This window comes from Paraburkholderia unamae, from assembly GCF_003268775.1.
In the GTDB taxonomy this organism is placed as follows: Bacteria; Pseudomonadota; Gammaproteobacteria; order Burkholderiales; family Burkholderiaceae; genus Paraburkholderia; species Paraburkholderia unamae.
The window spans coordinates 342,593-356,111 of sequence record NZ_QLSU01000005.1 but is presented as its reverse complement, the minus strand read 5'-3'; the positions used below and the strand labels follow the sequence as shown (position 1 = coordinate 356,111).

Sequence of the window (13,519 nt, the reverse complement as noted above, 5' to 3'; positions counted from 1 at the left end):
ACGAATGGCACTGAGCGCCCAGTCATAAAGAAGGACCACGACACCATGACGCAAACCCACATCGACCTCACCGCGCTCAAGCAAACCGCGCCGAGCGCGCAAGCCGCAGCAGAAGCGAACGCACGCTGGCGCGTCGCCGACGTCGCCGCGCTCTACGAGCTGCCGTTCAACGATCTGATGTTCCGCGCGCAACAGGTGCATCGCGAGCATTTCGACGCGAACGCGGTGCAGCTTTCCACGCTGCTCTCGATCAAGACCGGCGGCTGCGAGGAAGACTGCGCGTACTGCCCGCAGTCGTCGCATCACGACACGGAACTGGAGGCTGGCAAGCTGATGGAAGTCGGCGCCGTGCTGGACGCGGCGCGCGCGGCCAAGGCCAACGGCGCGACGCGCTTTTGCATGGGCGCGGCATGGCGCAATCCGAAGGATCGCCACCTCGAGCCGATCAAGGACATGATTCGCGGCGTGAAAGCGATGGGTCTGGAGACCTGCGTGACGCTTGGCATGCTCGAAGACCACCAGGCGAAGGCGCTCGCTGAAGCCGGCCTCGACTACTACAACCACAACCTCGACACGTCGCCCGAGTTCTACGGCAAGATCATTTCGACGCGCACCTACGACGACCGCCTCGAGACGCTCGAGCGCGTGCGCGACGCGGGCATCAACGTGTGCTGCGGCGGCATCGTCGGCATGGGCGAATCGCGCCGCGAGCGCGCGGGCCTGATCGCGCAGTTGGCGAACATGGAGCCGTACCCGGAGTCGGTGCCCATCAACAATCTCGTGCAGGTGAGCGGCACGCCGCTCGAAGGCACCGAGCCGATCGACCCGTTCGAGTTCGTGCGCACGATCGCGGTGGCCCGCATCACGATGCCCAAGGCGATGGTGCGCCTCTCGGCCGGCCGCGAGCAGATGGACGACGCGCTTCAGGCGTTGTGCTTCATGGCGGGCGCGAACTCGATTTTCTACGGCGACCAGTTGCTCACCACGAGCAATCCGCAGGCGGAAGCCGACCGCAAGCTGTTGCAGCGTCTGGGCATCAGCGCGCAGGCCGCGCAGCATCTGCCTGCCGATGACCACGCGCATCACGCGCATCACGAGCATCACGAGCATCACGCGCATCATGGCGGCTGCGGCCATTGCGAGTGACGCCTGACACGTCGCCAGAAAGAAAAAACGCCACGATTCGTGGCGTTTTTTTATGGCGCAATCGAAGTCCAGCGCCTCAGGCGTAAGCCGCGCGCCGACGACCCGTGAGCACGAGATAGCACAGCGCGCCGACCACGAGCGCGGGCAGCGTCGCGCCGAGATTCGGCAGCCACTGGTTGAGCGCATGATACGCGCCGATGCCGAGCGCCCATGCGATGAACGCGCTCACGTGCCAGCCGCCCGAATAGCCATACGCGCCGTTCAGATCGGCCAGCGCCTGCGCGTCGATGCGGCGGCGGCGCACGATGAAGTGATCGGCGAGCACGACGCCGAAGAGCGGCGCGAACACCGAGCCGATGAAAAGCAGGAAGTTCTCGTACTTCGCCATCGGCACGATCAGACCGATCAGCGTGCACAGCGCGCCGAACGCGGCCGAGAGCCAGGGGACGCTCGCACGCGTCCAGAACGTGCCGGTCGAAACGGCGGCCGAGTGGATATCGGCGAAGGCGTTGTCGATTTCGTCGATCAGCACGAGCAGCAGCGCGAGGCCACCGCCGGCCTGGGCGAGCGCCGTGGTGAGCAGCGCGTCGCCGCCGCCTGCCGCGAGGACGTAAATCGCGCCGAGCGCATAGAACCACAGGTTCGCGATACCGTAGCCGAACAGCGTGCCACGGAAGGTTTCGCCCGCTTTGCGGCCGAAGCGCGTGTAGTCGGCGATGAGCGGCAGCCACGAGAGCGGCATGGCCACCACGAGGTCGATGGCGCTGCCAAACGGCATTTCGCCCGTGCCGGGGCGGCGCATCAGCGCGCCAAGATCGTGCTTCACGAGCAGGCTCCACGTGAGCCAGGCCGCGCCTGCGAGCAGCAGCCAGATGCCCCACGTGCGCAGGAAGCGCCGCACGAACGAGAGCGGGCCGCTGATGGCAAGCAGTGTCGCCAGAAGGCCGAAGATCACGGTCCAGACGAGCGGCATCGACAGATTGAAGGCTTGTTTGGCGAGCGCGTCGGCGGAGTCGCGCATCACGATGATCTCGAACGAGCCCCAGCCCACGAGCTGCACCATGTTGATGACGGCCGGAACCGACGCGCCGCGAATGCCGAGCGTGGGGCGCAGCGACGACATGGCCGCGAGTCCCGTGTCCGTGCCGATCACGCCCGCGAGCGCGAGCAGCACGACGCCGATCACGCTGCCGAGCGCGATGGCCGTGAGCGCGTGCGGCAGCGAGAGGCCGGGCACGAGCAGCGCGCCCGCCTGCGCGACCAGCAGGCCGATGCCGAGCGAGAACCACAGCGCGAAGGCGTCGCCGGTGCGGAACTGGCGGCGCGCGTCGGGCACGGGCACGTTCGGCGCGTAGGTGGAGCCGGCATCGCCGGCGTGCGAATCTTGAGTCATGTGGAACGCTTCCCTGGGTTTTGTCTGTTTTATCCGGTTCCGTCAGCCTGAGCGATGGAGCCCGCGTCTCGCGCCGCGGCGCACGCTGTCATAATGCACGACTGCATCCGGTGCGGCAGGCTGCTTTGCGGCGACGGGACTGTGTCCCCGAATTCGCCGCAAGCGCTTGGCCTGCCGGAAAGCCGTCATTATCGCGAAAACGTCATGTTTGAAGAAACCCGTGCCAACGTCCCCCTCGCCGAACGGCTGCGCCCGCGCTCCATCGACGAGGTCATCGGCCAGAAGCATCTGCTCGGGCCCAACAAGCCGCTGCGCGTCGCGTTCGAGTCGGGCGAAGCGCATTCGATGATTCTCTGGGGCCCGCCGGGCGTGGGCAAGACCACGCTCGCGCGCCTCATGGCCGACGCGTTCCACGCCGAATTCATCGCGCTCTCGGCGGTGCTCTCGGGCGTGAAGGATATCCGCGAGGCCGTGGAGCAGGCGCAACTGCATCGCGCGCGCGGGCACCAGACGCTCGTGTTCGTCGACGAAGTCCATCGCTTCAACAAGAGCCAGCAGGACGCCTTCCTGCCGCACGTGGAGTCGGGCCTCTTCGTGTTCATCGGCGCGACCACGGAGAATCCGTCGTTCGAGGTGAACAGCGCATTGCTCTCTCGCGCGGCGGTGTACGTGCTCAAGAGCCTCGACGAGGAGGAGCAGGGCGAACTGCTGGCCCGCGCGAGCGCGGAACTGGGCGGCCTCACGTTCACGGACGAAGCGAAGAAGGCGCTGATCGGTTCCGCCGACGGCGACGGCCGCAAGCTCCTGAACAACCTCGAAATCGTCGCGCGCGCGGCCGCACAGCAGAAGAAGACCGAGATCGACGGCGAACTGCTCGGCAGCGCGCTCGCCGAAAACCTGCGGCGCTTCGACAAGGGCGGCGACGCGTTCTACGACCAGATCAGCGCGCTGCACAAGTCGGTGCGCGGCAGCAACCCGGACGGCGCGCTCTACTGGTTCTGCCGCATGCTCGACGGCGGCGCCGACCCGCGTTATCTCGCGCGGCGCATCGTGCGCATGGCGTGGGAGGACATCGGTCTGGCCGACCCGCGCGCCGGGCGCATCACGCTCGACGCCGCCGAGACCTACGAGCGCCTGGGGTCGCCCGAAGGCGAACTCGCGCTCGCGCAGGCCGTGATCTATCTCGCCGTGGCCCCCAAATCGAACGCGGGCTACAACGCCTATAACGAGGCGCGGCGCTTCGTGAGCAAGGACCAGTCGCGCGCGGTGCCCATCCATCTGCGCAACGCGCCCACCAAGCTCATGAAGGAACTGGGCTACGGCCACGAATACCGCTACGCGCACGACGAACCCGACGCGTATGCGGCCGGCGAAACGTATTTGCCCGACGGCATGCGCGAGCCGCGCTGGTATCAGCCCACGCCGCGCGGACTCGAAGGCAAGATCGGCGAAAAGCTCGCGCGTCTGGCCGACCTCGACGCGCGGTGGCGCGAAGACCACCGGGAAGAAATCCGCGAGAGAAAGCGCAAGGGCTGAATCGACGTAAATCACGGTGACGCCCGTCACGCCGGGATGCCCCGGCCGGTGCGCTAAAATCGTCCCTTCACACAACGAAACTGCGTCTCACAATCCCATGCTCGACATCCAGCTGCTGCGCAAAGACCTCGACGGCGTCGCGAAGCGCCTCGCCGACCGCGGCTATACCCTCGACGTCGCGGCTTTTTCCGCGCTCGAAGCGGAACGCCGCGCCATCCAGACCCGCACCGAAGAGCTCCAGGCGCGCCGCAACAGCCTGTCGAAGCAGATCGGCGCGATGAAAGGCCGCGGTGAGGACACCTCGGCGGTCATGGCCGAAGTGGGCGGTATCGGCGACGAGATGAAGACGTCGGCCGCCAAGCTCGACGAAATCCAGTCGAAGCTCTCCGACCTGCTGCTCGGCGTGCCGAACCTGCCGCACGAAAGCGTGCCGGCCGGCAAGGACGAAAGCGACAACGTCGAAGTGCGCCGCTGGGGCACGCCGCGCGCGTTCGACTTCGAGGTGAAGGACCACGTGGACGTCGGCACGCCGCTCGGTCTGGACTTCGAGACGGGCGCGAAGCTGTCGGGCGCGCGCTTCACGATGCTGCGCGGCCAGATCGCGCGCCTGCACCGTGCGCTCGCGCAGTTCATGATCAACACGCATACGCTCGAGCACGGCTACACGGAAACCTACACGCCCTACATCGTCAACCCGGAAATCCTCTACGGCACGGGCCAGTTGCCCAAGTTCGCCGACGACATGTTCCGCGTGGAGAAGGGCGGCGGCGAGAACACGGTTACGCAGTACCTGATTTCGACCTCGGAAATCTCGCTCACGAACACGGTGCGCGAGAGCATCGTGGAAGGCAGCGCGCTGCCGATCAAGCTCACGGCGCATTCCCCGTGCTTCCGCTCGGAGGCCGGCTCGTACGGCCGCGACACGCGCGGCATGATCCGTCAGCACCAGTTCGACAAGGTCGAAATGGTGCAGATCGTTGCCCCGGAAACGTCGTATGACGCGCTGGAGCAGATGGTCGTCCACGCGGAAACCATCCTCCAGAAGCTCGGCCTGCCGTACCGCGTCATCACGCTGTGCACGGGCGACATGGGCTTCTCGGCCACCAAGACGTACGACCTCGAAGTGTGGCTGCCCGCGCAGAACACCTACCGGGAAATTTCGAGCTGCTCGAATACGGAAGCGTTCCAGGCGCGCCGCATGCAGGCACGCTATCGCAACGCGCAAGGCAAGCCGGAGCTCGTGCATACGCTCAATGGTTCGGGTCTCGCGGTGGGCCGTACGCTCGTGGCCGTGCTCGAGAACTACCAGGAAGCGGACGGCTCGGTCACGGTGCCGGAAGTGCTGCGGCCGTACATGGGCGGCGTGGCGCGTCTCGAAGCGGGCGCCTGAAACAGCGCTGCACGGCGCGGAACATGTGATGCGCTTGCCCTCGAAATTTTTTAAAAAAGGGCTTGCGTAACGCAAAATATGTTCTATAATCTCCGCTTCTCTGGTCGCCGACCAAGACCGGAGAAGCAGTAAAAATGCAGTAGCCCGGAGAGGTGGCAGAGTGGTCGAATGTACCTGACTCGAAATCAGGCGTACGGTTTCCCCGTACCGTGGGTTCGAATCCCACCCTCTCCGCCAAATTCAGAAAACCCCCGCATGCTTAACCGCTGCGGGGGTTTTTGCTTTTCGGCGCTCCGGCACGGCTCGCATGCCGCAGCGCACGTTCACTTGCCCTCACTTGCGCATGTGTCCGCGCATTTCCAGCGCGCGCAGGTACGTGCCCGAGATCGACGATCCGCCGTGATGCACGATCTTCTCGTCGACGAGCGCCCACACCGACTTGCCCGCCGCGCGCACGCGCCGGCAGAACGACAGATCCTCCGACAGATACACGCCCTTTTCACCGACCGTGTCGAAGAACGCGTAGAACTTGCCGTCCGGCAGATAGCCTGCGTACTGGGCCGGCGGGCGGTAGAGCTCGGTGTGCGGCAGGATGGCCTCCAGCGCGTCGCGGCGCACGAGGAAAATGCCCGTGCCGATGTGGCTCACTTCCGCCCAGCCGCCGGATACGACGCTGCCGCCCGCTTCATTGGCCAGAATCGCCGTGTTGTAGTCCACCGTTTTCTCCTGCCATTCGCGCAGCGTGAGCCCCACGTCGGCGCTCGTGATCTGCTTTTCCCGGTCGAAATAACGGTACGGGCAGGCGACGCCCGCCACGGGCTTGTCGCCGGCGATGAGGCGCTCGATCGCTTCGCGCGAGAAGTCCATGTCCGTGTCGAGAAAGAGGAGATGCGTGAACTCAGGATGGCTCAAGAAATAATTCGCGAAAAAATTGCGCGCGCGGATGATGTGCGACGAGGCCGTATGAATGTACTCGTAGCGGATGCCGCGCTCCTTGAGCGTTTCCATCAGCCGCGCGAGCGCCATGGCGAAGTCGAAGTGCACCGAGTTGTCGTACGTGGGTAGCGCAATCAGGAGGTTGAGCGCCGCATTCGTTGCGGCGGCGGAGGGATTACTTGAGGTCATGATCGGATTGGCAGCTTGCGATGTAAGATATTTCCCATTCTTGACGGCGGCTTGTGCTCGAACAATCGGAGATATCTGAAAATTCCGCGCGCAGCGGCGGAGGACTGCCGCGCCGCCAAAGCCACGGCGCTGGTACAAGGCGGCACAGCCGGTACAATCGCACCTTTGAATTTGCGGCGAAGCGCTCGCGCGCCGCCGCGCCCACCTCGGTCCACCGATGCCTATCACCTACAAGTCTGCCGACGATCTCGCCCGCCTGCGCATTTCGGGCCGGCTCGCCGCCGACGTGCTCGCGATGATCGGCGAGCACGTGAAGCCTGGCGTCTCCACCGACGACCTCGACGCCATCTGCAACGATTTCATCGTCAACACGCTCAAGGCCGTGCCGGCCAATGTCGGCTACCTCGGCTTTCCGAAGACGATCTGCACCTCGGTCAACTCGGTGGTCTGCCACGGCATTCCGAACCGCAACGAGGTGCTCAAGGACGGCGACATCATCAATATCGACGTGGCCGTCATCAAGGACGGCTATTTCGGCGACACCAGCCGCATGTACTGCGTCGGCACGCCGAGCACGGTGGGCCGTCAGCTGATCGACACGACCTACGAGGCGATGCTGGCCGGCATTCGCGAGGTGAAGCCGGGCGCGACGCTCGGCGACGTGGGGCACGCCATCCAGAAGCGTGCCCAGGCCGATGGTTTCTCGATCGTGCGCGAGTATTGCGGCCACGGCATCGGCAAGGTGTATCACGAGGAGCCGCAGGTGCTGCACTACGGCCAGCCGGGGCAGGGCGTGCGCCTGAAGCCGGGCATGGTGTTTACGATCGAGCCGATGGTCAACGCGGGCCGCGCGGGCACCACGGTGCAGCGCGACGGCTGGACGGTGGTCACCAAGGACCGTTCGCTTTCCGCGCAGTGGGAACACATGGTTGCCGTGACCGACGAGGGCTACGAACTGCTGACCCCCTGGCCGGACGGCACGGGCGCCTACGAGGCCCCGTGAGCGCGGTTGTGCGGGTTCCCGGGCCGTCTGTCAAGGCTGTTGCGCGCGGCGTCGCGCGCGCGTTTTTGTCAAATAAGGATTTGACTCTCAAGCCAGTTCGGTTAAAGCTACGCGTTAGCGCTTTATTGGGGTTTACGACTGCATGAGTCCGTCACTGACCGTTCGCCGTATCGCCGCCGATCAGGGTGCCGTGCTCCGCGAGCTTCGAACAGCTTCGCTGCGCGACGCGCCTTATGCATTCGGCGACACGCTCGAAGACGCGCTATCCGCCGATGCCGCTGTCTTCGACGCAGCGGCGGCCCGGCATGCGGTCTCGCACACCGGTACGTCGTTCATTCTTTATACCGAGGGCCATCCTGCCGGCCTGATCGGCGCGAGCTTCGAAAACGCGCCGGCGCGGCGCGCGTTCGTCTCGGCGCTGTGGGTCGCGCCCGCCGTGCGTCATCTGAGCGGCGGCGAGCTGCTGCTCAACAGCGCGATCGACTGGCTCGTGAGCGAGGGCGCCACGCAGGCCTACGCGTGGATCACCGACACGAACACCACGGCCATGCGCTTCTATGAGCGCCTCGGTTTCGTGGCCACCGGCGATCACGCGCGCAGCCAGCAGCAGCCCGAGCAGTGGGAAACGCTGCTCATGCGCAGCCTCGGCGAGCCTACGAAATCCGCGACCTCCGCGTGAAAGAGGGCCGCGCGCCTGCGCGTGCGGCGTCGTCCTTCATCGCTCGCCACGAGCGGTGTCCCATGCAGTGCCCAATCGAAAAGATTTGCGCTTGCGCACGGCGTCGTTGTGCGCGGTTTTGCGTCATTTGAAGGCGCCGCGCGTTGCGCGCCTTTTTTCATGCATTTTTGTTTGCGCAATTCTGGCGGAATGCACCGTTAAAAATGATGGCCGTGCGCGTCGACGCCTGTAAAATACGCAAAATTTTTAGCCGAACGCCATGTCGCCCAGGAAATCGCCATACTTTGAACTGAAGAGCGGTTCAGTCGATACGCTTCTGTTCGTGGTCAAGACAACCGAGCTCGATGCCATGCGCGCCGAGCTCACGCGGCGCTTCGAGGCGACGCCCGAATTCTTCGCTAACGACACCGTCGCGATCGACCTGCGGCGTCTCGCCGACGGCGAGCAGGTGGCCTTGGGCGAGATCGCGCGCCTGCTGGAAAGCGTGCGCATGCGCCCCGTGGGCGTGGTCGCGCAGCCCGCGCAGCATGGCTGGGCCGCAGCGGCGGGCCTGCCGTTTCTCGAAGCGCGCGATCGCCGCGGCGCAAACGCGAAGTCGTCTGCGGACGAAGCGGCGGCAGTGAGCGAGGCACACAGTGCCGCGAACGCGCCGGCAGCCGAGCCGGCTGCACCGCAGGCCGCCGCGCAGCCCGAACTCTTTTCCACCGATACCGACGCCGCTGCCGCCGCCGAAATCACGGCGACGCTGGAAGCGGCCGAGTCGCGCGGCGCGCGCACGGAACCCACGCTCGTGGTCGACCGTCCGCTGCGCTCGGGCCAGCGCATCTACGCGAAGGGCGACGTGGTCGTGCTCGGCCTCGTTTCCAACGGCGCGGAAGTGATCGCCGAGGGCAACATCCACATTTACGCGCCGTTGCGCGGCCGTGCGCTCGCGGGCGTGCACGGCAACCACGACGCACGCATTTTCTGCACGAGCCTCGAGGCGGAACTGATTTCGATTGCGGGCATCTACCGTACGACTGAAGTGCCACTCGCCGAGGACGTGCGGGGCAAGCCGGCGCAAATCCGGCTCGAGGAAGAAAAGCTGTTGATCGAACCGTTGAGGCTCACCTGAGTCGCTGCCCGGGCGTCGGAGCGGCGCCCATGCAATCCGTGAGTGCCAGAGCAGCGCGCGATGAGACCAAACTGAGAAACTGACGAACGCAAGGTAAGGGAATGGCAAAAATCATTGTGGTGACTTCGGGCAAGGGTGGTGTCGGCAAGACGACCACGAGCGCGAGTTTCGCATCGGGCCTCGCGTTGCGCGGCCACAAGACCGCGGTCATCGACTTCGACGTGGGCCTGCGCAATCTCGACCTCATCATGGGTTGCGAGCGCCGCGTCGTGTATGACCTGATCAACGTGATCCAGGGCGAGGCGAACCTCAATCAGGCGCTCATCAAGGACAAGAAGTGCGAGAACCTCTTCATCCTGCCCGCTTCGCAAACGCGCGATAAAGACGCGCTCACGAAGGAAGGCGTGGAGAAGGTGATCGAGGATCTGCGCAAGATGGACTTCGAGTACATCGTGTGCGACTCGCCCGCGGGCATCGAGTCGGGCGCGCTGCTCGCGATGCACTTCGCCGACGAAGCGCTCATCGTGACGAACCCGGAAGTGTCTTCGGTGCGCGACTCGGACCGCATTCTCGGCATGCTGTCGTCCAAGACCAAGCGTGCGATCGAAGGCAAGGATCCGATCAAGGAGCACCTGCTCATTACGCGCTACAACCCCAAGCGCGTGAGCGAAGGCGAAATGCTCTCGCTGTCGGATATCTCGGAAATCTTGCGCATCGAGCTGATCGGCGTGATTCCGGAATCGGAAGCGGTGCTGCACGCATCGAACCAGGGCCTGCCCGCGGTCCATCTCGACGGCACCGATGTTGCCGAGTCGTACAAGGACGTGGTCTCGCGCTTTCTCGGCGAAGACAAGACGCTTCGATTCACCGATTACCAGAAGCCGGGCCTGCTCCAGCGCCTCTTCGGTAGCAAGTAAGGGAGGCGTACGTCATGTCGTTTCTTTCGTTCTTTCTCGGCGAGAAGAAGAAGTCCGCCTCGGTAGCGAAGGAACGCCTGCAGCTCATCATTGCTCACGAGCGAGCAGGCGGCCATCCGCCCGCAGACTATCTGCCGGCCCTGCAACGCGAACTCGTCGCGGTTATCTCGAAATACGTGAAGATTTCCGACGAAGATATTCGCGTGAGCCTCGAACGTCAGGATGATCTCGAAGTGCTCGAGGTCAAGATCGAGATTCCGCAGGCCTGAGTGTCAACGCGCGCGGCCAGGGTGTCGCGCGCGCCGTCTCGCGGCTCGCGCGAGACGCTGCTTCCCTGTGCGTTTTTTTCCTCGCTTCCCTGCGTTTTCTTGCCATAAGCGCTGCGCCTTGCCGTGGCCGTCGCCTTACCGAAATATTCCGTTTCACTTCACCCTTCGCCGTTACACCGCCGCTGTCAGCGCAACGGCGGGCTTGCGCATTGATCCGGTAACGCCAATCCAGGCGTCCAACATCAAGGGTGATCAACATGAACAACTCCATTCGCCTTCTCATCGCCAGGGCCGCCATCGTTGCCGCCGGTACGTGCGCGGTCGCGGCGCCCGCGTTCGCTGAGATCATCGTCGTCGAGCCGAGCGCGGCGCCCCCGGTCGAGCGCGTGGAAGTCGTGCCCGCGCCGCGCGTGGGCTACGTGTGGGACAAGGGCCACTGGCGCTGGGATCACGGCCAGTACGTGTGGGCCGCGGGCCACTGGCAGGCCGAGCGCGTGGGCTACCACTGGGTGGCCGGCCACTGGATCGCTCACGGCCCGAACTGGCACTGGGTCGAAGGCCACTGGGCCGCTTGATGCGCGCGCCGACGAACGTGTTCGAAGCGCCATCGAGGAGAACATCATGAGCAGGAAACTGCTGGCGGTCGCGGCGCTCGCGATCATCCTGGGCGGTTGCATCGTCGTGCCCGCGCGGCCCATGTATTACCGGCCCGCGCCCGTCGTCATCTACTGACGCGAGCGTGCCTACGCCCGGCGCGCGTCAGCGGCGCGATTCGTCCGCTGCCGCGCCGTCGGGCGCGTTGTGTTCGAGCGCCGCGGGCACGTCGTCGGCGCCGGTTTCTGGCGTCGCGGGCGCAACGCTCGCGGGCGCCGGCGCGAGATAGCGCAGCGACAACGTTTCATACAGCGGCGGTGCGAAGAGGCGCGAAATGCGGCTCGAAAGGAGCGCCGTCGCCATCAGCGAGATCACGAGCGCGTGGCCGTTGATCATCTCCATCACGATCACGAACGACGTGATGGGCGATTGCGTGACCGCCGCGAGATAGCCGACCATCGCGAGCGCAATGAGCATCGGCAACTGCATGCTGCCGAACACCTCGTGCAGCAGATTGCCGAAGCCCGCGCCGATCGACAGCGAAGGCGCGAAGATGCCGCCCGGAATGCCGGGCAGGTAAGACCCGACCATCGACGCCATCTTCAGGAACGGATACGCAAGCGAGAGGTGCTCGCGCCCGTCGAGCAGCCCGCGCGCCTCGGCATAGCCGCTGCCGAAGGTCGTGCCGCCCGATACGAGGCCGATGAGCGCGATGGCGAAGCCGCAGAGCGCGGCGAACGCGACAGGCCGCTCGGCGTGCAGCTTGCGCAGCGGCGCGGGGATCCAGCGCGCGGTGTTGATGAGCAGCCAGCCGAACACGCCGCCCGCGATGCCGGTGACGATCGCTGTGAGCACCACGGCCGCCGCGAGCAGGTCGGGGAAGTGCGCGCCCACCTCGATCGTGCCGAAATACGTGTAGTTGCCGTTGATCCCGAGCGCGATCACGCCCGCGATGATGATTGCCGTGATCACCACGCCGCTTGCGCGCGCCTCGAAGGTGCGCGTGAGTTCTTCGATGGCGAACACGATGCCGGCAAGCGGCGTGTTGAACGCGGCGGACAAACCGGCAGCGGCGCCCGCGAGCACGAGCTTGTGCTCGATGAGCGCGTTCGAGCGCGGATAGAGGCGGCGCATGTTGAACATCAGCGCGGCGCCCACCTGCACGGTCGGACCTTCACGGCCGATGGTGAAGCCGCCGAGTATGGCGAGGAACGACACGGCGATCTTGCCCACGAGCAGACGCAGCGTGAGCAGGCGCTCGCCCGATTCGCCGGGTTTGGCGTGTAGCGTGGCAATGACCTGTGGAATGCCGCTGCCTTCCGCGCCGCGAAAGAACGTGCGCGTGAGCCATACCGCAACGGCGGCTACGGCGGGCGTGATGATGAGCGGCAGCCAGACGTGCTGCTTTTGCACGTGCAGGAACGCTTCGTAGCCCCAGTCGATCAGCTTCGCGTAGAACACGGCCACGACGCCGACGGCGATCGCGCCGAGCCAGAACACGCCGTATTGCCGCCAGAGGCGTCGAGCACGCCGCACGACGAGCGAAGAGAGGTTCGGGTTCATCAAGCGCATGGCCTCTTTTGAGCCGTAAAACCCCGATTATAGCGATGCACCTCGCGCACCTCTTTGCCACTGCGGCCGGCGCTCGCGCATTACACGGTTGTTAAAAGTGTCGCCGTTGCCTGGCGCATGCGGCGTAGAAAGCGCGCCGGAGCGCGTGTTTCGCGCGGCGTGTTACACGGGGCACACCGCTGCTTACAAATTGCAACGCCTCAACGGTTCGCCGTCGTGTTCAATCGAAACCGTCCAGCCCGACATCGAATGGCCGGACACAGACATTGACTTGAAGGGAGAACAACGTGAAACGACTGACGCTTACCCTCATCGCCGGCGCCTTGCTTGCGGCCTCGCTGGGCGGCTGCGTCGTGGTGCCGGCCGGCGGCTACTACGGCGGCGGATATCACCATGGCTATTACTATCGTTGATGGCCGGGGACCGCGAGATGCTTCCCTGACGAATGGCGCGTCCCTCGCGTGAGTGTCGCGCGAGCGGGCGGCTCGACCGCCATCCGGCGATCTGCCGATTCAGGCAAGCAGCATTTCGATCGCGACGACCGCGGCGATGGCCGCCGCGTTCGCCGCCAGAGCTTCGAGCAACACGGCACGCCAGCTTGCGGTGCGCAGGCGAAACGCCAGCAGGAGCGAAATGCCCAGGGCGAGGGCGATGATCAGAACAAGGTCGGCGTTGCTCAGATGCAGGTTCATCTTCGGCTCCCCCGGGAGGTCACTCCCCGCCTGTTGATTCGAGTATAGGCACGCATCGCGCATGCCTGAAGCAATCAAAAAAGCGCGCA

14 protein-coding genes and 1 tRNA gene are annotated in these 13,519 nt (G+C 65.2%); 11 read left to right on the top strand and 4 right to left on the bottom strand.

Annotated elements, in window-relative coordinates:
• Positions 1–45 precede the first annotated feature (45 nt).
• Positions 46–1,146, top strand: coding sequence for a biotin synthase BioB (gene bioB, locus C7401_RS11125; protein ID WP_112171408.1), 1,101 nt, complete (start codon positions 46–48; stop codon positions 1,144–1,146).
• Between the two features lie 76 nt (positions 1,147–1,222).
• Here the strand turns inward: bioB and cytX are convergent, their stop codons facing one another.
• Positions 1,223–2,539 carry a putative hydroxymethylpyrimidine transporter CytX gene (gene cytX / locus C7401_RS11120; RefSeq protein WP_112171407.1) on the bottom strand — a complete coding sequence of 439 codons (1,317 nt, stop codon included), beginning with the start codon at positions 2,537–2,539 and terminating at the stop codon, positions 1,223–1,225.
• A 204-nt stretch (positions 2,540–2,743) separates the two neighbouring features.
• Here cytX and C7401_RS11115 point away from each other — a divergent pair, with 204 nt between their 5' ends.
• The 3 genes from C7401_RS11115 to C7401_RS11105 all read left to right on the top strand — a co-directional run bounded on the left by C7401_RS11115 (position 2,744) and on the right by C7401_RS11105 (position 5,702).
• Positions 2,744–4,075, top strand: coding sequence for a replication-associated recombination protein A (locus tag C7401_RS11115; RefSeq protein WP_112171489.1), 1,332 nt, complete (start codon positions 2,744–2,746; stop codon positions 4,073–4,075).
• 97 nt (positions 4,076–4,172) lie between these two features.
• Complete coding sequence (gene serS / locus C7401_RS11110; protein ID WP_112171406.1) at positions 4,173–5,465, top strand: serine--tRNA ligase; 1,293 nt, start codon at positions 4,173–4,175, stop codon at positions 5,463–5,465.
• A gap of 146 nt (positions 5,466–5,611) precedes the next feature.
• Positions 5,612–5,702, top strand: a tRNA-Ser gene (locus tag C7401_RS11105).
• Positions 5,703–5,798: 96 nt separating this feature from the next.
• Here C7401_RS11105 and C7401_RS11100 read toward each other — a convergent pair.
• A complete protein-coding gene (locus tag C7401_RS11100; RefSeq protein ID WP_112171405.1) occupies positions 5,799–6,590 on the bottom strand; it encodes a glycosyltransferase family 2 protein in 792 nt (263 codons plus the stop codon).
• Positions 6,591–6,807: 217 nt separating this feature from the next.
• Here C7401_RS11100 and map point away from each other — a divergent pair, with 217 nt between their 5' ends.
• The 6 genes from map to C7401_RS11070 all read left to right on the top strand — a co-directional run bounded on the left by map (position 6,808) and on the right by C7401_RS11070 (position 11,147).
• Positions 6,808–7,593, top strand: coding sequence for a type I methionyl aminopeptidase (gene map, locus C7401_RS11095; protein WP_112171404.1), 786 nt, complete (start codon positions 6,808–6,810; stop codon positions 7,591–7,593).
• A gap of 142 nt (positions 7,594–7,735) precedes the next feature.
• Positions 7,736–8,272: a GNAT family N-acetyltransferase gene (locus tag C7401_RS11090; protein WP_112171403.1), complete on the top strand. Its 537-nt coding sequence runs from the start codon at positions 7,736–7,738 to the stop codon at positions 8,270–8,272.
• Between the two features lie 259 nt (positions 8,273–8,531).
• Positions 8,532–9,386, top strand: coding sequence for a septum site-determining protein MinC (minC, locus tag C7401_RS11085; RefSeq protein WP_112171402.1), 855 nt, complete (start codon positions 8,532–8,534; stop codon positions 9,384–9,386).
• Between the two features lie 101 nt (positions 9,387–9,487).
• Positions 9,488–10,303, top strand: a complete 816-nt coding sequence (minD, locus tag C7401_RS11080; RefSeq protein WP_112171401.1) for a septum site-determining protein MinD — start codon at positions 9,488–9,490, stop codon at positions 10,301–10,303.
• 14 nt (positions 10,304–10,317) lie between these two features.
• On the top strand, positions 10,318–10,572 hold the full coding sequence (minE, locus tag C7401_RS11075; protein WP_027795398.1) for a cell division topological specificity factor MinE: 255 nt from the start codon (positions 10,318–10,320) through the stop codon (positions 10,570–10,572).
• Between the two features lie 257 nt (positions 10,573–10,829).
• Complete coding sequence (locus C7401_RS11070; protein ID WP_112171488.1) at positions 10,830–11,147, top strand: YXWGXW repeat-containing protein; 318 nt, start codon at positions 10,830–10,832, stop codon at positions 11,145–11,147.
• A 184-nt stretch (positions 11,148–11,331) separates the two neighbouring features.
• Here the strand turns inward: C7401_RS11070 and C7401_RS11065 are convergent, their stop codons facing one another.
• On the bottom strand, positions 11,332–12,729 hold the full coding sequence (locus C7401_RS11065; RefSeq protein WP_372460461.1) for a chloride channel protein: 1,398 nt from the start codon (positions 12,727–12,729) through the stop codon (positions 11,332–11,334).
• A 296-nt stretch (positions 12,730–13,025) separates the two neighbouring features.
• Between C7401_RS11065 and C7401_RS45530 the strand changes: the two genes are divergently transcribed.
• Positions 13,026–13,151, top strand: coding sequence for a hypothetical protein (locus C7401_RS45530; protein WP_256094537.1), 126 nt, complete (start codon positions 13,026–13,028; stop codon positions 13,149–13,151).
• 99 nt (positions 13,152–13,250) lie between these two features.
• Here the strand turns inward: C7401_RS45530 and C7401_RS11060 are convergent, their stop codons facing one another.
• Complete coding sequence (locus tag C7401_RS11060) at positions 13,251–13,430, bottom strand: hypothetical protein (RefSeq protein ID WP_112171487.1); 180 nt, start codon at positions 13,428–13,430, stop codon at positions 13,251–13,253.
• Positions 13,431–13,519: the final 89 nt, after the last annotated feature.